This is a genomic window from Marinobacter sp. ELB17, assembly GCF_000169375.1.
Lineage (GTDB): Bacteria > Pseudomonadota > Gammaproteobacteria > Pseudomonadales > Oleiphilaceae > Marinobacter.
Genome location: NZ_AAXY01000010.1, coordinates 1 through 20,052, shown reverse-complemented (window position 1 = coordinate 20,052; position 20,052 = coordinate 1). Strand labels below are relative to the sequence as shown.

The 20,052-nt window shown below is 54.4% G+C and carries 19 protein-coding genes and 2 pseudogenes; 6 read left to right on the top strand and 15 right to left on the bottom strand.

The genetic code is table 11. The features are described from left to right. Positions 1-8: 8 nt before the first annotated feature. From MELB17_RS12905 to MELB17_RS24595, 4 genes and pseudogenes are all read right to left on the bottom strand, one after another. Positions 9-986, bottom strand: coding sequence for a branched-chain amino acid ABC transporter permease (locus MELB17_RS12905; protein ID WP_007350695.1), 978 nt, complete (start codon positions 984-986; stop codon positions 9-11). After that, a complete protein-coding gene (locus MELB17_RS12900) occupies positions 976-1,848 on the bottom strand; it encodes a branched-chain amino acid ABC transporter permease (protein WP_007350694.1) in 873 nt (290 codons plus the stop codon). Before MELB17_RS12900 ends, MELB17_RS12905 begins: the two co-directional genes overlap by 11 nt. A gap of 97 nt (positions 1,849-1,945) precedes the next feature. Then, a complete protein-coding gene (locus tag MELB17_RS12895) occupies positions 1,946-3,205 on the bottom strand; it encodes an amino acid ABC transporter substrate-binding protein (protein WP_007350693.1) in 1,260 nt (419 codons plus the stop codon). Between the two features lie 156 nt (positions 3,206-3,361). Beyond that, positions 3,362-3,746: pseudogene (locus tag MELB17_RS24595) on the bottom strand (transposase domain-containing protein); the annotation flags it as partial. 361 nt (positions 3,747-4,107) lie between these two features. Here MELB17_RS24595 and MELB17_RS12890 point away from each other — a divergent pair. Continuing rightward, the gene (locus MELB17_RS12890; protein WP_007350691.1) at positions 4,108-5,019 is read left to right on the top strand and encodes a tyrosine-type recombinase/integrase; all 912 of its coding nucleotides are present in this window, start codon (positions 4,108-4,110) and stop codon (positions 5,017-5,019) included. Further along, positions 5,016-6,089, top strand: a complete 1,074-nt coding sequence (locus MELB17_RS12885; protein ID WP_007350690.1) for a transposase — start codon at positions 5,016-5,018, stop codon at positions 6,087-6,089. Before MELB17_RS12890 ends, MELB17_RS12885 begins: the two co-directional genes overlap by 4 nt. Before the next feature lie 848 nt (positions 6,090-6,937). On the opposite strand, the gene MELB17_RS12880 is transcribed toward MELB17_RS12885, so the two are convergent. Beyond that, a complete protein-coding gene (locus MELB17_RS12880) occupies positions 6,938-8,509 on the bottom strand; it encodes a transposase (RefSeq protein ID WP_007350689.1) in 1,572 nt (523 codons plus the stop codon). Between the two features lie 201 nt (positions 8,510-8,710). Here MELB17_RS12880 and MELB17_RS12875 point away from each other — a divergent pair, with 201 nt between their 5' ends. Together MELB17_RS12875 and MELB17_RS12870 are read left to right on the top strand one after the other, a co-directional pair. Continuing rightward, positions 8,711-8,950 (top strand): type II toxin-antitoxin system ParD family antitoxin, encoded by a 240-nt coding sequence (locus tag MELB17_RS12875; protein ID WP_007350688.1) that lies wholly within the window; start codon positions 8,711-8,713, stop codon positions 8,948-8,950. Then, positions 8,950-9,246, top strand: coding sequence for a type II toxin-antitoxin system RelE/ParE family toxin (locus MELB17_RS12870; protein ID WP_007350687.1), 297 nt, complete (start codon positions 8,950-8,952; stop codon positions 9,244-9,246). The genes MELB17_RS12875 and MELB17_RS12870 overlap by 1 nt, the downstream gene beginning before the upstream one ends. 89 nt (positions 9,247-9,335) lie before the next feature. On the opposite strand, the gene MELB17_RS12865 is transcribed toward MELB17_RS12870, so the two are convergent. From MELB17_RS12865 to MELB17_RS12820, 10 genes and pseudogenes are all read right to left on the bottom strand, one after another. Beyond that, on the bottom strand, positions 9,336-9,719 hold the full coding sequence (locus MELB17_RS12865; protein ID WP_007350686.1) for a hypothetical protein: 384 nt from the start codon (positions 9,717-9,719) through the stop codon (positions 9,336-9,338). Positions 9,720-10,412: 693 nt separating this feature from the next. Then, positions 10,413-10,614, bottom strand: a pseudogene (locus MELB17_RS23840) (tRNA dihydrouridine(16) synthase DusC); the annotation flags it as partial. A 269-nt stretch (positions 10,615-10,883) separates the two neighbouring features. Then, entirely contained in the window at positions 10,884-11,366 is a 483-nt protein-coding gene (locus tag MELB17_RS12860; RefSeq protein ID WP_007350684.1) for a type IV pilin protein, read from the bottom strand. A gap of 42 nt (positions 11,367-11,408) precedes the next feature. Then, the gene (locus MELB17_RS12855) at positions 11,409-12,674 is read right to left on the bottom strand and encodes a hypothetical protein (RefSeq protein ID WP_227498894.1); all 1,266 of its coding nucleotides are present in this window, start codon (positions 12,672-12,674) and stop codon (positions 11,409-11,411) included. Between the two features lie 33 nt (positions 12,675-12,707). Continuing rightward, the gene (locus MELB17_RS12850; protein ID WP_083796389.1) at positions 12,708-13,466 is read right to left on the bottom strand and encodes a PilX N-terminal domain-containing pilus assembly protein; all 759 of its coding nucleotides are present in this window, start codon (positions 13,464-13,466) and stop codon (positions 12,708-12,710) included. Continuing rightward, positions 13,463-14,578: a PilW family protein gene (locus MELB17_RS12845; RefSeq protein WP_007350681.1), complete on the bottom strand. Its 1,116-nt coding sequence runs from the start codon at positions 14,576-14,578 to the stop codon at positions 13,463-13,465. Before MELB17_RS12845 ends, MELB17_RS12850 begins: the two co-directional genes overlap by 4 nt. Continuing rightward, the gene (pilV, locus tag MELB17_RS12840; RefSeq protein ID WP_007350680.1) at positions 14,575-15,165 is read right to left on the bottom strand and encodes a type IV pilus modification protein PilV; all 591 of its coding nucleotides are present in this window, start codon (positions 15,163-15,165) and stop codon (positions 14,575-14,577) included. Before pilV ends, MELB17_RS12845 begins: the two co-directional genes overlap by 4 nt. 29 nt (positions 15,166-15,194) lie before the next feature. Further along, complete coding sequence (locus MELB17_RS12835) at positions 15,195-15,767, bottom strand: GspH/FimT family pseudopilin (RefSeq protein WP_007350679.1); 573 nt, start codon at positions 15,765-15,767, stop codon at positions 15,195-15,197. 746 nt (positions 15,768-16,513) lie between these two features. Then, on the bottom strand, positions 16,514-16,993 hold the full coding sequence (locus tag MELB17_RS12825) for an FKBP-type peptidyl-prolyl cis-trans isomerase (RefSeq protein WP_007350677.1): 480 nt from the start codon (positions 16,991-16,993) through the stop codon (positions 16,514-16,516). A gap of 406 nt (positions 16,994-17,399) precedes the next feature. Beyond that, complete coding sequence (locus MELB17_RS12820; RefSeq protein WP_007350676.1) at positions 17,400-18,092, bottom strand: VTT domain-containing protein; 693 nt, start codon at positions 18,090-18,092, stop codon at positions 17,400-17,402. 169 nt (positions 18,093-18,261) lie between these two features. Here MELB17_RS12820 and MELB17_RS12815 point away from each other — a divergent pair, with 169 nt between their 5' ends. Beyond that, positions 18,262-19,065: a DUF3750 domain-containing protein gene (locus tag MELB17_RS12815; RefSeq protein ID WP_007350675.1), complete on the top strand. Its 804-nt coding sequence runs from the start codon at positions 18,262-18,264 to the stop codon at positions 19,063-19,065. Positions 19,066-19,186: 121 nt separating this feature from the next. Next, complete coding sequence (locus MELB17_RS12810) at positions 19,187-20,041, top strand: ATP-grasp domain-containing protein (protein ID WP_007350674.1); 855 nt, start codon at positions 19,187-19,189, stop codon at positions 20,039-20,041. The last annotated feature ends 11 nt before the right edge of the window (positions 20,042-20,052 follow it).

Sequence of the window (20,052 nt, the reverse complement as noted above, 5' to 3'; positions counted from 1 at the left end):
TTCCACTCCTAGAGCTTGCGAAGAATACGCGAAATCAGTTCACGCCCACGCCGACGCCCAACAATGAGACTAATCAATCCATTGGGCAGGAAGAGCACCACCATCGCAATGATCAAACCGAGGATGGGAAGGTACACCACAGTATCTCCGAAAGTGGACCAGATATAGCGGTTGGTCATCCACAACACAACCGCGCCCAAAGCAGGCCCCCAAATGGTGCCCAGCCCACCCAGCAAAACCATGACCACCATCTGGTCCGTAATGTCAGGCCCCAACACTGAATGTGGATCAATATAAGTGGTCCAGTAGGCGAACACACTGCCAAACAGCGCGGTGATCGCGGCCGACAGGGCGAACGCCTGCACCTTCACCAGGTTGGTACGGATACCCATAGCCTCAGCCGCAGGCTCATGATCACGCAATGCCTTGAGGCGGAATCCGAAGCGGGTGTACTCAATCAGATACCAGACACCGAGAAAGCTTGCTGCCGCTGCCGCCAGCATCGTGTAGTAAAAGAAAAATTCGTTCAGATAGGCTGGCAATGAAAGGCCGGCAGTCCCACCAGTCACATCCAGTATGGTGGCCAGCTGAATCAACATCTCCGCAAATGCCCAGGTCGCGATGGCAAAGTAGGCACCACGCAGGCGCATCGTGGGGCCGCCGATGATAGCCGCCACAATCATTGCAACAACAACGCTGGGCAGAAGGGTCGCCAGAAATGGCATCCCAATGCCGGACTGCATGAGTATTGCCGTTGTGTAAGCACCAATGCCAAAAAATGCGGAATGACCGAAACTTATGTAGCCGGCGTAACCGCCGACAATATTCCAGGCGCAAGCCAAACCAGCCCACATCAATGCGCCAGTGACAATGCGCAGGCTGTAGGGATCGACGAAGGCGGGAACCACTGCCAATGCCAACAGGCAGACCGCAATGGCTGCCAATCGAAATAAATAACCACGAACTTCGCCAGGGTTAGATGCCACGGCCAAGAACCCCCTTTGGCGCGACCAGCAGTACCAAAAACAGTACTCCGAATACAATCAACAATGAATAGCGGCTGCCGACATAGGTGGACGCTAAAGATTCCAATAGCCCGAGGGCGAGCCCTGCAATCAGGACACCCCCCACGGACCCCAGGCCAGCCAGCACCGCAACGAAGAAGGCAAACAAGGTATAGCGCACGCCGACGGAAGGGTTTACGGAGTAGATCGTGGCGATTAGAACGCCCGCCGAAGCCGTTATTCCGGTATAGAGCCCATAGACGTAGGCCGAAACCCGCTTTACGTCGACACCCATCAACCCGGCATGGTCCCGGTTTTGAGCAACCGCCCGGACTGCCATGCCAAAACGGGTTCGGTAGAGGAGCAGGAAAACCCCGAGGCTGATGAGAATAGCCATTAAAAAGGCACTCAGGCGCAACAAGGGAATAGTGACAGACCCGACGGTTAAAAATTCGCCGGAAAATACCGATTCGACGTTTCGGCTATTATAGGACCACAGCCAGAGCGCGCCACCGCGCATCAGCAGGAAAAGACCAAAGGTAAAGGCGAGGGCCATCAGGTCCGGTCGGGCGTAACGACTGGTTCGCACGTGATAGATCAAAGGCCCTATTGCCCGACCAATAAGGGCAAACAGAGCGAACACAAAAAAAATGCTGATGAACGGATCAATACCGGCCAACGCCACTAACCAGTACGCGGCATAGCCACCCAGCATCACCCATCCACCGACCGCGAAGTCGATGACATGCAAGACGCCGAACGTCAGTTGGAAACCAACGGTCAGGCAGATCAATATCCCGCCTATCAATACCCCGTTAACGATGGCTTGCAGAAATAGGTCCAAGGCGCCACTCCCGAAAGGTGTTTACCGCTTCCTTAGAAGGCACGCTCCCGGTGTATCCGGAGGGCGTGCCGTCTTGCACTGCCACATGCAGACTCGGTCAGGACGCACCGGGCATGGGGTATAGCAGCTCTCCTTCCGATGCACCGCTCGGGGCAACGGGTACCACATTGCCGCCCTTGATCTGAACAACAACGGGTACTGGCTTAATATTGTTGTGAAAGTGATCCCCTTCTTTTGCAAAGGCGACAGGGCCATAGAAGGTTTCAATGTCGGTGTCTTCAATGGCTTTCGTCAACTCCACCCGGGTTTGCTGATCCCAAGGCGGTGCCTTGCCGAGCCGACGGGCCGCATCCTGGAGTACCAGGCCACTGGCGGAACACGCAGCCTCGGTATAGTCAGGACGGGTGCCCCACCGTGTAAACGAAAGTTCAGAATAGTCGCTGGCGGTGCCGAACAAATCATCACGGTAAGGTAGCCCCGCCGTCCAGACTGACACGCCGAGCACGCCGTTGGCTTCTTCACCCAACTGATTGATGAAAGCCGCCGAGGTCACACCATAATGCATGATGAGTGCTTTCGGCCTGTAATCGAGAGACTGCGCCGTATTGATGAAATTTATAAAGACACTTTCATGGCCGCCAACGGCGACAATGTCGGGATTGTCAGCCTTGAGCTTGGAGATGACGGGCGTAAGGTCCGCATTGGCCGGGAACAGCTCGAAACGCTTCAGCTCCAGACCAGCTTCTTGCACGCCGTTGCGAAAGCCTTCCGCCGTTTCTTTGGAAAAAGGCTCATCGACACCAATCACCGCTGCTGATTTCGCCTGTGAACCAAGACTCTCGGCAAGTACCTTGATCGATTTACCGGAAGTAAGGTCCACCGCCGGTATCATGCCGAAGTTGAAAGGCGGCTTCGGCAGCCAGACATTGGGGGATTCCGCCGAGCCTGAGATCATCGGCACCTGATATTTCGCACTGATTGGCTGAACCGCCAGCGTTACGCCCGACGTATAAGGGCCAAACAGCACATCAACCTTGTCTTGGATAATCAACCGCACCGCAGCGTCAGCACCCGAGGCCGGACGTGATTGCGCATCACCATAAAACATTTCCACAGGATAGCGCTCGCCGGCTATCTCTACTCCACCGAGTTTGTTGATTTCCTCCGCCCACAAGTCGTATCCCCGCCGAGTAAGGTTGCCGCCAAACCGGTTATCCCCGGAAAGCGAAGTCACCACACCGCAACGAATAGTTTTGCCCTGCGCCTGGGCAGAAACAGCCGGCGCCCCCAGAACCAGGGCACCGGAACCGAGCACGGTGCCCTGCAGAAATGCCCTTCGTGAAAATTTACCAGCCATGTTGTTCTCCCTACGACATACCGAATATAGGTTTAGCCCATTGATGGACTGTGCAGTTTATGTACAGCGCCTGCAGCTATTATTAGTCATAGTTCAGATTTGTGAATCTGTATAGCAAGAAAGAGGGTAAGCGCCGCTAAATCGCCACTCTTGTCTTCAATCGAGTTGCGCCACTTTTTTTGAGGTTCGTTCTAGGTCGACGTTCCATGGCAACAGTGCCTCCAGCTTCTCCAACGTGTCAGCCTCGGCAACGCGCGCCAGCACATGTTGTATATAAGCCGAGGGTTCCAAGCTGTTGGCTTTCGCGGTTCTCGACCAGGGAGTAACACGTTGCTGATCTGTAGGTCGCCCCGTTCGCAGTAACCCACCAAGGTGGGCATTGGTTCAACGTATAATCCATGGCGGTACGGGTCAGGCTGCCCTTTGCAACCCTGCCTGCGTTGGCCTCTAGCCAAGTCTTCAGTGTGCTCAGTCCGGGCAGACTCAGTTCCTGACGACTGCGGTAACGCTGCTCCGCACTCAACGCTTTGATCTTGCGTTTTTCCTCTCGAATAATCCGGCTTACGCGAGACGCTACATGGTACAACGCACCGGCAAATTCCCGTCGCAGCGGTCTGGCCGTTCCCTGGTTCCTTCCTTGGTTCTAATTGCGGCAGGATAAACTGAGAGGACTACAACGAAAGGGCAAGCCAGGGGCAAAACACAAGACCTGACCCCGGCAGGCACGTTTCTACAGCCTCAACGCGAAGCTAAACGGCGTGCTTTAGCGCATCCGGTGGAAGGCCGAAGGCCCGGAACGAACTTAAGCGATTTGTTGAACGAAGCCGCTATGCGGCAGAGGTCAAATTCGACTGTACTTCTCTGACCCCTTCCATTTCGGAGGGCCTGTCAGGAGAAGTGTGATGAACGCTAACGAACACGCTCGTTTTCAAGCTCTGCACCAACGCTACCTCACCGAACTCACCCTGCGCGGCAAAAGCCCCAAGACCATCGATCTGTACACCCGTTGCCTGCGACAGGTCTGCGACTATTTCGAGACCTGTCCCGATCAGCTTAGCACCGATCAGCTCCAGCAGTATTTCATGCATCTGGTCGAGCATCGGTCCTGGAGTCTGGTCAAGATTGCCCGCAATGCGTTGCAGAGTTTCTATCAGTATGTACTGGGCAAGCCCTGGGAATACGTCCCTATCGTCAAGGCCCCCAAGGTTCAGACCCTGCAGGACGTGCTCTCCCTGAAGGAGGTCGAGCGCCTGATCAGTCGCACACGCAAACTCAGTTATCAGGTCTATTTCCTCACCACCTACAGTCTGGGCCTGCGACTGAGCGAGTCCCTGAACCTGACCATCGCCGATGTCGACAGTCACCTGATGCGGGTGCATGTGCGCTGTGGCAAGGGCAAGAAGGATCGCTTCGTGCCTTTACCGCTGATGACACTCAAGGCCTTGCGGCGCTATTGGGCCACTCACCGTCATCCAGACCTGCTGTTTCCCGGGTGGCACCCGCCGTATGCGTCGGTTGCCACCTCCGGCAAGCCCCGGGTGATGGCCCGGGGTGGGGTGCAGAAGGCCATCAAGCAGGTCGCCCTGGACTGCGGTATCCGCAAGCATGTTCACATTCACTCCCTGCGCCACAGCTTTGCCACCCATCTGCTGGAAAATGGGGTGAACCTGCGCTCGATTCAGACTCTGCTCGGCCACGCCAGCCCGGTAACCACCGCCCGCTACACCCGGATGACCCATGAGGCCCAGCAGAACAGTGCCCTGATGATCAATGCCCTGGTGGAGCGGCTGCAAGTTGACTGGGTGACCCAATGATCACCCTGGCGCAGATTCTGCGCGATCATGAGGCCAGCCTGCAGCAGTTCGTCGGGGCGCGACTGCGACCGGAGCATCACGCCGCCCTGCAGTCGATCCTGGCCTGCCACACACCCGCCTGTGGCGAGGTCCGCTATCACTGTCGCGCCTGTCAGCAGGTGCAACAGGCGTACCCGTCCTGCGGCCATCGCAGTTGCCCGGCCTGTCAGCACGGCACCAACCGCCAATGGCTGGACCGGCAGCGGCAGAAGTTGTTGCCGGTGGACTATTTCCTGGTGACCTTCACCCTCCCGGCCCAGTTGCGGGGCTTTGCCTGGCACCACCTCCGGTGGACCTGCCACACCCTGTTCCAGGTCGCCCGGGAGGTCCTCGCCCAGTTCGCCCGTAACGATACACGCCTGGGGAGCCAGCTCGGGCTGGTCGGGGTGTTGCACACCCACTCCCGGCGCCTGGCTTTCCACCCCCATGTCCACATCGTGGTCCCTGGGGGCGGGCTGACGGGCCATCACTGGCACGCCCGGGCCGGGCGATACCTGTTCAACGGCCGGGCCCTGGCCACCGTGTTCCGCGCCAAATTCCTCACCCGGATGCGCGAGCAAGGCTTTACCTTGCCGGAATCGATTCCCGGGCACTGGGTCGCCCAGTGCGAGCAGGTCGGCCGTGGCGACCAGGCGCTGACCTATCTGGCCCGCTATCTGTATCGCGGTGTACTGCGGGAGCAAAACATCGTGGATTACGACGGTGAGCAAGTCACCTTCCGCTACCAGGACAGTCAGACCCGGCGCTGGCAGACCCTGACCGAACCGGCGAGCCGGTTCCTCTGGCGGGTTCTGCAGCACGTCCTGCCCAAGGGGCTGCGACGGGTGCGGGAATACGGGTTCCTGCACGGCGGTGCCCGCAAAACCTTACACCGGTTGCAGTGGCTCTTGCGGGTCGCGCTACCCGGGATCGTCACCCAACCCCGGAAACAACGCATTTGCCCCTGCTGTGGCGAGCCCATGGGCATCACGCTTTGGCGGCGCCCCTGCCGGTGGCCCGTGCCGACAACCCGGCGACGATGTCTGGCATAGGCCTACATCCGTCCGACATGCACCTCACAGGGAGGGATCAGAGCACCCTATGACACCACCACCAGGACAGATCGGCTATCGGTTCCACCGAGGGTCACGGGAACCTCTGGCCTGACGGAAATGACCGCCCAATGCCAGGGCCAAAGCACCTCTCAGTTCGCCGACGATATTTCCTTAATAGAGAAGCACCGGGCTCGTCCAACACCGGATCAGGTCGCGGCTGCGCGCGACCTATCCTTATTTGTTAGATGCCGCGTTAGCAGACAAGACGTTTAGGATACCTAATGTCACTCACGATCCATGTTTGGCGGGCACTACTCCATGTTGTAAGATAGTTTATTATGCACCCTTCGCTATGGAAAGTGCCTCCGCCAGTAGTAATTGAATTTGCAGAAAACCAAGCACTATTTCCGTAGGAGGTAACAGTTCCCTGTGTAGTGGTAGTGCTCGGCATACTGTAAGTTCCGCCACCCCACGTGAACTGAAAAGCTCGTACCCCATCGCCCATATCCAATGCATTTATGGGGGGGCCGGAATCGAGTATTACTTCACGAATATCTTTTCCAAGGTATTGCTTCATATGCGTCGATGCACAACCGGACAGGAAAAGTAACAGCACAATGGTAAGCATAGCTTTCATAGTTTTACTCCGTGCATCTAACGAGGCTGTAGAAAAACCCTTTTCAGAGCCTAATCCGCAGCCACTCTGTTGTTTTTTCGCACCCGGCGATCAACTGGCGCAAGTTTGATCATTTACTGGTAACACTACAGCATTATTGATATCCGGCGCTGAACATTCTACACATGGCCGTCTGTGACCTATATCTGGCCATATCCTAGCCCTGGTTTCATGCTGCTAACTGCCCATAATTCGCCAGCTTCTCAATATTATGCACCAGGCAATACAACTGCCACTGACCCTGCACTTTTTTCTTAGTTCGCAGGCTGATGCGATTCAGACGTTTGTTACTGCCAATGTTGCCGAACACGGGCTCAACCACGGACATGCGATGACCGTAAATCGCTTTGCCTTGTTGGCTATCGACTCGGTGTTTCATCCAGTCGGTATACGTTGGGCCTCGCCTGAGTTCCAGAGTGTAAGAGACCTGTCTTCCTTTGCCTTTACGATGATCTGCTGAGCTGGGGTTTTGCATGCATTGATGTTTTTTTGGACAGTGGCGACACTGCAATAACCGGCCTTGGAAGCGGACTCTGGGTACGCCATTTTGGTCGGTTCGGGTGCCTTCGTGGCGCAGGGATTCTCCGGCGGGACAGATGCACGTCATCGTAACCGGGTCGAACTGGAATTCACTGGCTGGAATCACGTGTTTCCAGCCGCTCTTCGATGGAGTTTGCGGGCGCTTACCGTACTTTTCTTTCTGCTCGGCGAATTTGGGATCACGGCTGCGGAAACGATTGTCCGGAATGTAACCGTTGATCTGTTGCTCATGCAGGTACTGCATATTGGCTTCGTTGGCGAAGCCGGTGTCGGCGGTCACGATCGCGCCGGTTTGATAGATGTTGTCGGCAATGCCGAGCTTTTTATAACGACGCTGAACCGTCTCCAACACCGGCTTTAACGTGTGATGTTCCTGGCCTTCACCGAAGGCTTGTGCATCGATGATGACCGGGTGTTTCTTGTCCACCGTCGCCACGCCGTTATAGCCCTGGATCGTGCCTTTGCTGGTGGTCATCTTGCCGCTTTCGTTATCGGTGATGTTGCTTTTCACTTCCTTGAGTCGTTTACCCTGGCCCAGCCTTGGGCTGTTCGTCTTCAGGAAACGGTCCACTTTTTTCATCGACTCATCCAGAGAGAGCACGGTTTTCGCCCTTCGAATATCTCGATCCAGTTCCGCTTCGGTTTCAGCCTCATCCCGTTCGTGATGCTCATGCAGGTGGTGGCGAATCAGTCGCTTCAGCTTGGCCCGCTTTTCGCTCAGCTCTTTAAAGGTGCCAGACCATTCCTTCGCCGCGTCTGATGACATTTTGCAGCCATCTATGGCGAACAGTTCGTTGCCCAAAAGACCCTGCTCATGACACACCAACAGTATTTGCTCGAACAGTTCTTCAATCTCATCGGCGTGCTGGCTAACGAACTTAGCCAGGGTGGTGAAGTGCGGGACGGTATCGCAGGACAGTGCCTTGAAAATGATGTTGGTCTCGCAACACCACTGGATCTCGCGGCTGGAGGTGATGCCTTTGGAATAAGCAAACAGAATGATCTTCAACAGAATGGCGGGATCGTAGGCCAGGCGGCCGGTGTTGTCGTTGCGATATTTCGGGTGAAACACCGTCAGATCCAGCTTGTGTTCAATCAGGTAGTGAACCGCGTGCTCGAAGGTGCCAGGCTGGAGTTGCTCCTGGTAGTTGATGACAACCATCGTATCTTGGTCGTAGTTGTAGTGCTTGAAACGAGGCACACCGACGGCTCCCTGTCTGTTTTCTCAATACTACCAAAATCGGTCCGACTTGGGGTTTTTCTACAGCCTCAACGCTGAGATAAGCGGCGCGCGGTTTTTAGCGCGTCCGGTGGAGGCCCGCAGGACCGGAACGTATTTAATTGACTTGTTATGCCGCCTGAACCAAAATATACCAATTATTGGTATTAATGAGATGGCATTATGCAAAAGAACACCAGCATCACTCTAGGCCAGCATTTTGATGCGTTCATTACAGAACAGATCAAAAACGGCCGATACAGCTCAACCAGCGAGATCGTTCGTGCAGGCTTGCGCCTGCTTGAAGTGTCCGAAACCCGCCTAACCACGTTGCGTAAAATGCTTAAAGACGGCGAGGACAGTGGTTTTGAGGACTATTCCTATGACTCCTTCATCCGTGAGCTGGACAGTGAAGGACACTGATGCCGAACTTTAAGCTTTCTAGAAAGGCTAAAGCTGATCTCAAATCTATTGCACTTTACACGGAAAGTGAATGGGGTCGCGGCCAGCGAAACCACTACATTCTTCAGTTCGATCATTGCTTCCATCTTTTGGGCGAAAATCCAAACCTAGGGCAAGTCTGCGACCAGATAAGCGCGGGTTACCGGCAGTATCCTCAAGGGAGCCATATCATTTTTTACCGTCTATCCACCGAGGGTGTTGCTGAAATTATCCGTATTCTGCACAAGCGCATGCTACCCGAGGTGCATTTGCTGTAGGGCATAACGCCGCCAGCATGCGCGGCTTTTTAGTGGAGGCGAAGCCGCAACGAAAAAGGCGTCGCCGTGCCTGGCTTGGTTAAAGGGTGCTATGGGAGCAGAGAGTCGTGCGCTCTTCCAAAAGCGACAAGGGCGATTACCAAGCCGAGCATTAGTGGGATGGACAACCAGAGGCTCATGTTCACCGCCAATGTTGTTAGACCTATAAAAAACGAGGTAAAACCGGCAGTAGTTACCAACGAATGAATATTCTCTGCCTTTGCGTTCTCTTTTTTGGAATCCGCGATCAATTTTCCGATTGCTGTTGCTGCGACCAAGGTCAACATGGCGAACAAGAAAAGACACGCCGAGAAAATTTTAAAGCCAGCGCTGACTCCATTCACGGAAGGAACAAACACGAACAGAACCAGTGAGGCAGCTGCCGCACCAGAGGTCATCCATTGGAAAAATTCTTGATATTTCTCAAATTTCATAATTCACCTTTAATAGCAACTATACCGAATTCCACGATATTGCAAAAAAGTGCGTTCTCGATAATGCCGCGTTTCTGCCACACCACGCGGAGCAAGACTCATATTTAACAATAGCTTAGACTAATCATTCCTGCACCACCATGTAATCGCTTGAGTTCGTGATTTTACTTAATCAATAATGCTGTACATTTATACAAAAAAAGGGATTTTCGCCAAATTAAACAGCACACAACCTCAACCGCGTCTTCGCGATCAAGTTCGCGCGGTCATTCGTGTCAATCGCTACAGTCTTCGTACCGAAACGTTGTACTGGTACTGAATCCGTTTTTTTATCCACTTCCACCAAATGAGGCATCCCAGAGATAGGGGGCCTAAAGAAGTGAGTGAGTTTCTTACCTGGCGTTGAATGCCTTGGTGTTTCTTTGCTCCAAAGTTCTCGATCTACCCCTGGGAGAGCTTGGTTCTGTTGTTTATAGCAATTTTTTCCTCATTTATCCGGACAGCGAAACATCCGCGTGATGTACCCAGCGAACCCTCTGAATGCTATGAGTTTCCCATCTCGTGAATTCTTGGGCAACTATGGGGTGAGCCTTCTTTTGAGGTCGCGTACGGACCGAAACGTCAGCCCATGATATGGCCTTGTCAGTATAGGGTTTGCAGACACTTGAGCGTCTATTACGCCGCGCGTTACTTTAGCGTTTCGGCTTCCGGGAGGCCTCGGCGCAGGTAGTTCAGCCACTGTTTAATGCGGCCGGTGACGTATTGGTCTTCCAGGTGGCCCTGAAGTGCGCGGCCATAGTCTTTAACGAGTTCAACCGCCTCCGGCCACGTCATGTCGGGCTTCGCCGCGCTGGCTGGCCTTGATCTGGGCGGCCAGGTCGGGGTGGGATATGATATAAAGGAAAAAAGAAGGGACAGGGACAACCACTCCACCCCTCCTCTGGAATGCCTGCCCCCTGTCAATAGGTCTGCCAGCAGGAAATTTTGAGCATCAGCTAAATAAGAGTAGAGGCCTTTGCTCATTTTTCTCGGGCTGGTGTGTGCGTAGAGGTGCCTGTCTCTATAACCGTTGTGTCTTCGATGCGTTTAAAAATCTCAGCGACTGGGACAGCTCGTTTTGAAGCTATCTCAACCCCCAGCGCTTGGGATTTGAAAACGCGTTGCTTATTTCCAGCAAGTGTCGCGCAGGGCTGCGTCGCCGACTAAAACGCCGCGCACGCCAGTTGAGGTCAGGGTATAGGTTCCACAAGAATCCGCACCCATCGATCCACCGGTAACGGGAGTCATTCTGAGCTCATAACCGACAGCAGTCAGCGTTGCCGTGGGAATTGAAAGCTGATAGATCGCGCTGCCGGCTTCAGGCGACTGCTTCAGGTTGTCTGGGATTTGATCGATCACATCGTTGTCGGCGCGATCTTTTTTAAAACTGTCATTGGCAGCATAAAAACGCTGCATAAACTGGGCAACCTGCAACAACTGGGTTCGGGCGTCGGCCCGCTTTGCGCGCGCTATGTACTGGGTATAAGACGGCAGCGCTATGCTGGCTAAAATTGCGACAATTACCACCGCGATCATGAGCTCGATCAAGGTAAACCCGGAACTAAACCGCCACGGTGAGGGTTTGAGCGAGTGGAAATTAAATCGCATAAAACATACTCCTGATTGAGTGCGGGGGGGGTATTTTTTCTGCTAACGCATAAAAATTTGACGCCACTGGCGCGATATTATTCGTGGTAGTGAAATGGGGGGGGCAACAACCTTGCAACTTGTACCAATTCTGTCGCCGACTGTTGCACCAGCCCCGATTGTTAAAGCGCCAGCGTTATGGACTTTGACCCTGCCCGTGACGTTAGCCAAAGTGCCAACAGTGATAGCGCCTGCTGTGGCGGTTTCAACATTGCCGCCAACGTTTGCGCTAGCCCCGATGGTGATAGCGCCGGAGTTGCCGGAGCAGACACTACTGCCAATATTTGCGTTAGTCCCAACTGTAATGGCTCCATCGTTGGTGCTGACGTTGCCGTCAACTTTTGCGTCTTCCTCAACTGTAATTGCACCGGCGTTAGTGGTGACCGAGCCATTGACTTCGCTACCGCTTTTGATGGTGATAGCGCCGGCACCAATCTCGCTGCCGAGGTAGGTGGTGGCGACATCGCCCGTAACTTTTGCGTCAGCTCCTATTGTGATAGCACCCGCCCCACTAGAGAGGATCGAACCTGTGATCGTGCTTCTATCGCCGACGTTGATGGCACCAGCTAGGGTGTTGAGATTGCCGACTATGCTGCTGTCATCACCGATTGTTATAACACCCGCCAGACTAGAGCTGATCGAACCTGTGACCGTGCTTCTATCGCCGACGTTTATGGCACCAGATTTGGTGGTGAGTTTGCCGACTATGGTGCTGTCAGAACCGATGTTGATGACGCCTGCTGTGGTTGTGGTCAGGTCACCTTCAACTTGGCTGTTAGCACCAATGGTGATGGTGCCAGTTGTGGTGTTGTTGCCAATAATGTTTCCTTTAAGAATTGTGTTGGCGCCCAAATCGGTAATCCCGGTAACCGTAATAGTCAGGTCGGAGGGGTTTCCTGCTGCATTGATTTGGGTGGAGCTGTCGGTTGTGAAGTCACCGCTGACATTGATAGCGGTTGGCTCTGTGATGGTGATAGTGTCCCCGGCGGCAAGCGTTAGTGGAGTGCAGGTGTAAACATCACTCACAGGTCCTGCGCAGGCTGCTGGAATATTGTCTGTTGGGATACTGTTAGTGAAGGTGTAATCTTCCGCTTGAGCCGGTAGCCAAACCAGCAGCAATAATAGTGGGACCAGCCGCAATATCCATTGACGTGCGTCGAAACCGAATGACGGGCTGTAACAAAATAGTGCCAGATACTGCCGTGACCACGGTCCCCGGTTGTTGGACCTTCTCACAGTGGATAAAACAGTACACAAAAGCATAATCATGGATGATTTTATCCTGTGTTTTAATATGTGAATTTAATCATCATCTTCGTAATAGCGTATTTTAATCTGAGATTGCAGCCAGACTTCACTGCCAACGGGACGGCCGGCACCATTTTCCACTTCAGGACCAAACCCGCGGACAGTGATCCGAAATGAGGAATCCGGATCTACATCAGAATCCGGATCTACATCATACTTTGCTGGTACAGCCGGTACTGCCGGTACAGCCGGCACGGCCGATGGTACACCCCCCGGTCCAGCCGGCACAGCCGGTACAGCCGGTACAGCCGGTACAGTCTTCGCTACAGTCTTCGCTAAAATCATGCGCTCGACCATGCAATCGGGTGCTCGCTTGTAGGTGGTGGCGACCATGCCAGTTTGGCTGACCATGCTCAGGGGAAGCGCGTAAACCTTAGATGAGGTGCTATCCCACATTGTCATATTTTGCCAATTCGGCGGTTGAGCCTCGGATAAAATATTATCGTCACTAAATGTGGTTACATAGTCATCGGTGCCGCCAGCGGCAACTGTCAATATCTGCAAAACAGAACGCTCGCAGTGCTGTAAAGCAATCTCCGCGGCTTGGGTAGCCAGTTCAGTGGTGCGTACATTGCCGGACACACTGATTGTGGAGCTGGCATTGCGGATGCTGGTGACGGCAAGCAGCGAGATTACGATTAATATAATCAGCGCAATGATCAGTACTACGCCATGCTGGGATTGCGCCAATCGAGAGTGCGGCGAGATTTTTCTCGGCGTTGGGCTGGGTACAGATTGGATGGATATTTTCATAGCGAGGTGGGGACAGCAATTTCTAGCCAATTTCGCAACATGACTGTGGTGGAGTAAGTGCGCCGTAGCCGAAGGTCATCTGGGGGGGCGGTTTCCAGAGTGCCGGCACAGTTGAAGTAACGCGCTGAGGCTGGGTCTGACACCACGGCATTCTCGCTGCGCACCAGAAGGCAAATGCGAACCGTGACGACTTTTCTCCAGCGTTCTTGTGGGGTAAAAGCCGCCAAGACGTCGGGGTCGGGATGGGCGAGGAGTTCATCGGCGCGCAAATAGCCGGCCACAGTTCGCGTTTGGTTGTCGGGGATCTCTACCCCATAGGTGATCTGCATGTCCTCAATGTTCTTGACTAAGGGTTGAGCTGTACTGTTGATGCCATTACCTTGGCAATACAGGCTGGGTACGGACGGTGGTGTGGCAGTGGCAGAGGATGTGTCAATATAAAACCGATTGTCTGCCACGAAGTAGAACACATTTTCAGGGTCGGCCTCGAAAACACCTGAACCGTGGCCATTTGGAATTCCGGGGATTACGGCCTTAATCTGATTCAACGCATACCCAAGGCAGTCGGTCGGGAGCGGTGTGCTGGCGGTGGTAGGCACAGTATTGAATTCATCTGCTTTGTAACTAAGCGCAATGGAGTCTGGTTTGGCGATACCGGCAACCGTTACGACGCAGCCGAGGCCATCGATACTGGTCGCCGCAGTAATGTTGCTGAACGCTCCGTCGCAGCCACGAATGCTGTAATCGGAGAGTTCGAACGCTGGTGTAATTGATGAGTCGACAAACTCAGGCGATATATCACCAGAATATGTCAAACCAGAAGCTGTCGGCTTCGTGTAGATAGGGTCTTTTACACTGGTGTCGAGCCGATCAGTCTGATCGGGGTTGTTGCCCGCCATCCGTAACTGCTGGGTCAGAATGGTCAGTGCTGCCTGGGCATCTTCGTACATGCGGCCCTGGGCTTCGGACATTCTTGCGGCTCCTGCTGCGCCCACGTACGCGGACAAAGCCGCACCTATAATGATCAACCCAAGGGTGAGGGAAATCATCAGTTCGATCAACGAGAAACCCTGAAGGTAGCGCGATTCCGGTGAGCGGAGATGGCGTGTCATAGCTTAAATCTCACATACAGGCAACGCGGGTTGGTGTTGGTGCTCGTTACTGCAGCGGGGCAATTGTCGGAGGATGATGGATTGAGTGCGTCAAACGTGTCGGGCTCCTGCCACATAACCCACAGGTTGCCGAGGCCGTTGCTGCAACCGCCGACGTCGCACGATACGACAATACCGCCAGCAGGCAGTCCGCGACGTGCTGCGGCTTGCATCTCATAAACGTCCCGAGTGACCATGGTGTCGGTATCGCATGTGGGGTAGTCGCAGAACGTCGTCGGGGTGGCGGTATCGCAACCAGTGCCGGTGCAGAGCGGAACAGGTATATCCGCTCGTGTACCGTCGTAACTGCTGGGTTTCTCGCTGTAGGGGAAGAGGCTGACAGGATTGGCCGGATTGGCCGGATTGGCCCGCATGCGTTCGACATAGTTGGATGCCAGGTTAACAGCTGTTGCACGGTAGCCCGCTAATTTTGGCATCTGTACGGCGAAAGTCATCATCGCAACAAGAGGCAGTACCCCAAGCGATAGAAGCAGCGTAGCGACCATAACCTCGATCAAAAAGGCGCCGCTTTGAGGATGATGGTTCATGGTTGGTCTCTTCTTCATAGTTATTGGGGCTAGCCACACGAGGTGGTCCCGTCGCCTGCAACCCGGGCGCGGCCGCTAAGGCTGATACACACCACGCGCTGCACTGTTTCGGCAAACAGGCCATCACCGCCAAATGGCATTGTTGTCACCCCAGTTAAGTTGCGCAGGCGTCCGGTCGCCGTAAAGCTAAATGTGGTGGAGGATGAGCTGTCGGGTAAGGTGCCCACAATGGAATTTATCGCGATGATGGGTGCCTGCACGCGCAGCAGTGGGTCGCCTGTGCCTTTGGTCCCGCTATTGTTCAAGTCGTGAAAAATAATCCAGCCACTGACCCAGCCATTTCCACCAGGGCCGAAGGCGTTGCCGCAAGTGGGAGCCGCCGCTTCGGGGGCGTCGCTACGACACAATACAACGCCGCCGCCGCGCCGAATGGCTTCACTGCGCGCATAGCGCATGTCGGACAGAAAAGTGTTGACGTTGCTGGCGATCGTGACCTTCTGGATCATCCACTGGAACGATGGCACTGCAATCGTAATGAGAATGGCGACAATGACGACCACCAACATCAATTCGAGTAAGGTAAATCCGCGAGATTTATACATTGTACTTAGAATACATACAGTGAACCGCTCCGTTAAGACTGCCTTGTCCTGTTAACAGGGGCTGTGACGTTGCCTCTTGCTTCAAACAGATGGACTGTAAAAAAATGGGTGCCTCCTGGGCCCTAATGTATAAGGCGGTAATTCCGTTCGTAGCTTTGATAATCGTGGCATGCGTACTGTTGGCATTCTTCCCTTGGTTGGTTACCGGTTTGCCGGCCATCTTGTTGGGCTGATCTCTTTTTCCTGGGGCTGAAGCCCCATTCGGGTTGATGACCACAACGCCCGCCACTGAAAAGTGGCGGGCGTTGTGGTTCAAAGGTTGTGCTCAAATGCCTGACACAGGCTGCAAGCATAGACATTGAGAAATAATATTTTGAGGAGCTGTCCGGTGTCTACCGTAGCGGACACCGGTAAAAACTTTTGATAGCAAGATGCTCGAAGAACTGCAGTTTGGCGGTTGTTAATCCCGAAGCGCATGCAGGACCGGAGGCCACAGGAATTCTCTGAGCGGAGTGAGCGTTTTTTGCACGCACCGGCTGCCTGGAGCCGTAACTGGCTAAAATCAGAACGGTGGAAGGCTTGAGTGGTCTGGCAGAGATCTATCCGGATATTTGCCAAGGCAAGCTCGCCGCAGACGAAGGCGTTATCGTGGCACTCGCATCGTCACGCTGAGCCAGAGCGGCGAGGTTCAAAGCCACGCCAAGCCAGATGGCGTAAATCACAAAAGTGACCAAGCTCATCTCCCTTCAATGATGCCCACCCGGCCCATGCGCGTGGCCGTGGGCTATCTCTTCCGGACTGGCGGCGCGTGCTTCGATGATGTCGACATCGAAAGTCAGGGTTTTACCGGCCATCGGATGGTTGTTGTCGATATCGGCAAACTTGAGGCCAACCTTAACAACGATCACGTGGCGCTGGCCCTGCTCGGTTTTTACCTGCGCGACCATCCCCGGCTTCCAGCGTTTGGCACCGATCAAATGCTTGATCGGCACACGCTGAATGGAATCGGCTTTACGCGGGCCGTAGGCTTTTTCCGAAGTGATGGTGACACTGAAACTTTCGCCGGCGTCGCGACCTTGCAGGGCTTCTTCCAGGCCTCGGATAATGCCGCCGTGACCATGCAGGTAGGCGTTCGGCTCGCCGCCACGGGAATTTTCAACGACCTTGCCTTGGTCATCACTGACACTGTAGTGAAACAAGACCACCTGATTCTTTTCGATTGGCATAGGATTCTCTGTGAAGGTTCAAAGTACGCCATTATAACCAGAGGCGGCGCTGATTCCGTCCGTGATGGTTCTAATTGCGACGAAATAGACTAAGGCGATTACAACGAAAGGACAAGACAGAAGCAAAACACAAAACCTGACCCCGGCACTTCGCTCCAGCACAATAGGCTTGAAGCCCATCTGCACGAGAATCAACGCGGCGAACAGACCTCAGGGCTGTGATCAAAGAGCAGTTGCAGTTCATTGATGCGAATCATGGGGCTTTCCTGGCCGGTGACGCCGACAGAGGCAGATAACATCTGGGTAGCATTAATCTGTCAGGTGCACAGACTGAGAGGGACAAGTTTACTTCGCACCCGCTGAACAGCCATGCGCAGGCTGCGTCCAGGTCGTCTATTTTTGGAGGTTAGCCGGGCGGAAGGCTGTCGACTTTTGATGGACCCAAAAACCAGCGTTTTGCCAAACCGCCCAGCGCCAGCAGTAGAGCCAGGATGACAAGAGGCAGTAGAGTAAAAAAGTCCATTGCTTGCTCTGCTTGCCGAGCTGATACCATGCCGTGCACCGCGTGTGCGTAGACTGTCCATTTGATTGCCAGCCCGACTATCGCGGCGCAACAGAAAACCAGCAACGGCAGACCTAATACGCCGCCTGCCAAATTCACGAATGCATGGGGGAAGCCTGGTAATATGCGGACTGCACATTGCGTAAGAAAGTCGCTGCGTTTGCCAAGCAAGTTGAGTACTTGCCTGGCCAAATAGCCGGGTTTCCAGGTATCACCCAGGCCCTTGCCAAAGTGATAGGCACCCATTGAGCCGGCGACACTGCCAACCAACAGTACGCTGACGCTTAACAAAGGCGCATGAAAAGGTGCGATAAGCCAGAAGCACAGGCTACCGGGCAGCCCAACGCTCATCAGCACAGCCATGACCAGAACGATGCCAACCAAAGCCATGGGATGACCCGCCAACTCGACACCCCAGCGCAATAAGTAGCGGATCTCGATAGGCAAAAAGATAGCCGTCACCGTCAACACCACTACCAGGCTCAGTAGCAGCATTAACAGCCATGATCGAGGTGCGAATCGTGATTTTTCAGGCATAAATGCGGTGGTTCCGGGGATAAGCGGTTAAGGCGAAATCAAAAGCCGTATAGGCGACCATAATAATAGCTGTCGGTAATGCTTCGTATTGATACCTGAAATTATACGAGACGTATACTGGATGGGTTGTATCCACCAACCAATGCATGCAGTCCGAGGTACCCCTGGAATGATGAAACCCCTTCTTTGGCTCGTCAGAACCACCGTATTTTTATTGGTTCTGCTGGCAGGCCCCGCGCTGATTTCGGCCTGCAGTAGTCAGTCTGGCCAGAGCTGGCGTGACGCCGATCGCTCCAGCGCAGGCATTGCGCCACTACCCAGCCAGACGGAAAAAGCCATTGTGCAGGTTTATGGTGCCCGAGCTTATAACTGGCGCGGAAATTTTGCGGTCCATACCTGGATTGCGACCAAGGTACGCGGGGCATCCACCTACGAAGTTCACGATGTCACTGGCTGGGGTTATAAGGCGGTGCGATCACGCCCCGGTGAGCCGGATACCGCTTGGTATGGCAACCCGCCGATGTTGCTGGCAGATCTCCGTGGTGAGAAAGCAGGCGCCGCCATCATCAATATCCACACAGCTATCGACGCCTACCCCTTCGCGAATGAATACAAAGCCTGGCCCGGGCCCAACAGCAATACCTTTGTAGCCTGGGTAATCCGGCAGGTACCCGAACTGAATGTTGCACTGCCCAACATTGCCATCGGAAAAGACTATCTCGCTGACGGAGTATTTGCGAAAGCGCCCAGCGGTTCGGGCTACCAGTTTTCCCTCAATGGGTATTTCGGCCTTATGGCGAGCATTCGGGAAGGTGTTGAACTGAACATCCTTGGCCTCAACATTGGCATTGACCCTCTGGCTTTGGCCGTCAAATTGCCCGGGATCGGGCATATTGGCCTACGCGACCCCTGGATGGATCGCTCGACGTGGCACAAAGCCCCGGTTATGGAGCAGGTTTCAGATGCCAATTGATGGGGGCAACATTAACCAGGCAGCAAGCGCCCGCTTTGCGGAAAGCTCCTCGCGCAACCCTGCGCAACCCCTTGCCAGGCAAGCACGGGGATCTTTGCATCAGCAAACCGGATACTAATCAATGTCTATTATAATTCTCACAGATATCCCGGAATGGGTTCGGCCCCTCGTTGACCTTTTAGAATCGAGGGGCATCAAAGTACACGTCACTGATGATCCGGAGGAGATCGTAGCGAATGGGTTGATCGTCAACCGCGTATCCTCCCTTCTTGCTGAGCGGGATAAGGCTCGTGCGGATCAGATCACCCATTCTTTGCGAACCTGGGAGGCCGAGGGTAGATCTGTGATCAACGGATCACTCTGCTTCCAGATCGGCTACAGTAAGATGGCTCAAGCCAAGCTTTTTACCGAGTGCGGAGTGCGTACGCCGCAAACGTACCCCGCCGTTCCCGGCGGACGCGCCATACATGGGCAGGCTGTCCTTCTCAAGCCACCTGCAGGTGGTTTTGGGCGAGGGATTCGGGCGCTTGAAGACGGCGAACCCGCCCCGGATGGACTTTTCAGTCGAGAAGAAGGCTGGATTGAGCAAGAACTGCTAACCGCCGCAGACGGCTGCGTCCACCGGATCGAAGTCCTCGGCTCCGACATCCTTTACGAAGCCCGCTCACCGATTCAAGCTGACCAGTTCAACTACTGCCTGGCTCACCCGGAATCGGAAGTTACCCTCTTGCCTCCTCGCGAAATTGCCCCGAAGGTGACCGAGTCAGTCAAAAAAATCCTACGGGCCGCGCGGATGGAGCTCGGCGCAGTCGAGTACCTTCTGGATGAAAAGGACAATCCCGTTTTCATCGACCTGAACCCAGTTTCCAGCTTTCATCCCGGAGCGACAGCCGTACTTGGTCGCGATCCCCTCGACGCCACCGCCTCCTATTTGATTCATAGATCTGAGAGTCTTGAAAAAAAGGGTCAAAGGTAGGCCTAGAAACA

Excerpts from the sequence above, each read along its gene's own strand:
- MELB17_RS12895 (WP_007350693.1), bottom strand. The coding sequence starts at position 3,205 with ATGGCTGGTAAATTTTCACGAAGGGCATTTCTGCAGGGCACCGTGCTC.
- MELB17_RS12890 (WP_007350691.1), top strand. The coding sequence starts at position 4,108 with ATGAACGCTAACGAACACGCTCGTTTTCAAGCTCTGCACCAACGCTAC.
- MELB17_RS12885 (WP_007350690.1), top strand. The coding sequence starts at position 5,016 with ATGATCACCCTGGCGCAGATTCTGCGCGATCATGAGGCCAGCCTGCAG.
- MELB17_RS12875 (WP_007350688.1), top strand. The coding sequence starts at position 8,711 with ATGCAAAAGAACACCAGCATCACTCTAGGCCAGCATTTTGATGCGTTC.
- MELB17_RS12870 (WP_007350687.1), top strand. The coding sequence starts at position 8,950 with ATGCCGAACTTTAAGCTTTCTAGAAAGGCTAAAGCTGATCTCAAATCT.
- MELB17_RS12865 (WP_007350686.1), bottom strand. The coding sequence starts at position 9,719 with ATGAAATTTGAGAAATATCAAGAATTTTTCCAATGGATGACCTCTGGT.
- MELB17_RS12860 (WP_007350684.1), bottom strand. The coding sequence starts at position 11,366 with ATGCGATTTAATTTCCACTCGCTCAAACCCTCACCGTGGCGGTTTAGT.
- MELB17_RS12855 (WP_227498894.1), bottom strand. The coding sequence starts at position 12,674 with ATGATTATGCTTTTGTGTACTGTTTTATCCACTGTGAGAAGGTCCAAC.
- MELB17_RS12850 (WP_083796389.1), bottom strand. The coding sequence starts at position 13,466 with ATGAAAATATCCATCCAATCTGTACCCAGCCCAACGCCGAGAAAAATC.
- MELB17_RS12845 (WP_007350681.1), bottom strand. The coding sequence starts at position 14,578 with ATGACACGCCATCTCCGCTCACCGGAATCGCGCTACCTTCAGGGTTTC.
- pilV (WP_007350680.1), bottom strand. The coding sequence starts at position 15,165 with ATGAACCATCATCCTCAAAGCGGCGCCTTTTTGATCGAGGTTATGGTC.
- MELB17_RS12835 (WP_007350679.1), bottom strand. The coding sequence starts at position 15,767 with ATGTATAAATCTCGCGGATTTACCTTACTCGAATTGATGTTGGTGGTC.
- MELB17_RS12825 (WP_007350677.1), bottom strand. The coding sequence starts at position 16,993 with ATGCCAATCGAAAAGAATCAGGTGGTCTTGTTTCACTACAGTGTCAGT.
- MELB17_RS12820 (WP_007350676.1), bottom strand. The coding sequence starts at position 18,092 with ATGCCTGAAAAATCACGATTCGCACCTCGATCATGGCTGTTAATGCTG.
- MELB17_RS12815 (WP_007350675.1), top strand. The coding sequence starts at position 18,262 with ATGATGAAACCCCTTCTTTGGCTCGTCAGAACCACCGTATTTTTATTG.
- MELB17_RS12810 (WP_007350674.1), top strand. The coding sequence starts at position 19,187 with ATGTCTATTATAATTCTCACAGATATCCCGGAATGGGTTCGGCCCCTC.